The sequence below is a fragment of the Vibrio sp. UCD-FRSSP16_30 genome, assembly GCF_001676025.1.
Classification (GTDB): domain Bacteria; phylum Pseudomonadota; class Gammaproteobacteria; order Enterobacterales; family Vibrionaceae; genus Vibrio.
In genome coordinates, this window is record NZ_LZFW01000051.1 from 1 (window position 1) to 1104 (window position 1104).

A 1104-nucleotide genomic window follows, 5' to 3' on the forward strand; every position below is an offset into this window, starting at 1 on the left:
AAAAGTGCGTCGTAGTCCGGATTGGAGTCTGCAACTCGACTCCATGAAGTCGGAATCGCTAGTAATCGTGAATCAGAATGTCACGGTGAATACGTTCCCGGGCCTTGTACACACCGCCCGTCACACCATGGGAGTGGGCTGCAAAAGAAGTGGGTAGTTTAACCTTTCGAGGAGGACGCTCACCACTTTGTGGTTCATGACTGGGGTGAAGTCGTAACAAGGTAGCCCTAGGGGAACCTGGGGCTGGATCACCTCCTTATACGATGATTACTCACGATGAGTGTCCACACAGATTGATTAGGTTTAGAAAGTTTAAGAGACGATATTGGGTCTGTAGCTCAGCTGGTTAGAGCGCTCGCCTGATAAGCGGGAGGTCGGTGGTTCAAGTCCACTCAGACCCACCAATTTCTCCTTTGGAGAAAAGGTCAATATCGAAACAGATGGGGCTATAGCTCAGCTGGGAGAGCGCCTGCCTTGCACGCAGGAGGTCTGCGGTTCGATCCCGCATAGCTCCACCATCTTTAAGTGTTCTTTCACAAGAATCTTTAAAAATGGTTTTTTCCGTTTTCGGAAACAAACTTGCTCTTTAACAATTTGGAAAGCTGACGAACAATAATGTCCTAGTTTTATACTAAGAAAGCATTATTGTTCAAATTTAAAAGTTCTCAAATCCTAAGTCTTTATGATTTAGGTACCAACACACATTCAAGTGTTCTTGGGAATAACATCATTGCCTGATGTTATTCAAATTTGAGTCCGGCAAAATCGATGTTTACTTCTGCTTTTTAAAGCGGAAATAAACAATAGTTATCTCGCTCATAATAAAGAGATAACGCACCTTGGAAACGTCATACTACGTTGTAGCAAACGTATTGCGTTAAGCAAGACCCTTTGGGGTTGTATGGTTAAGTGACTAAGCGTACACGGTGGATGCCTTGGCAGTCAGAGGCGATGAAAGACGTAATAACTTGCGATAAGCCCAGATTAGGTAGTAATAACCATTTGAGTCTGGGATTTCTGAATGGGGAAACCCACGTGCATAAGCACGTATCGTTATGTGAATACATAGCATAACGAGGCAAACCCGGGGAACTGAAACATCTA

General features: G+C 44.3%; 2 tRNA genes and 2 rRNA genes. All 4 read left to right on the forward strand.

From position 1 onward, the window contains the following. Positions 1 to 259, forward strand: a 16S ribosomal RNA gene (locus A9260_RS13385); the annotation flags it as partial. A gap of 68 nt (positions 260 to 327) precedes the next feature. Next, positions 328 to 404 (forward strand) — tRNA-Ile (locus tag A9260_RS13390). Positions 405 to 442: 38 nt separating this feature from the next. Continuing rightward, positions 443 to 518: transfer RNA gene (locus A9260_RS13395), tRNA-Ala, on the forward strand. A gap of 385 nt (positions 519 to 903) precedes the next feature. After that, a 23S ribosomal RNA gene (locus A9260_RS13400) occupies positions 904 to 1104 on the forward strand; the annotation flags it as partial.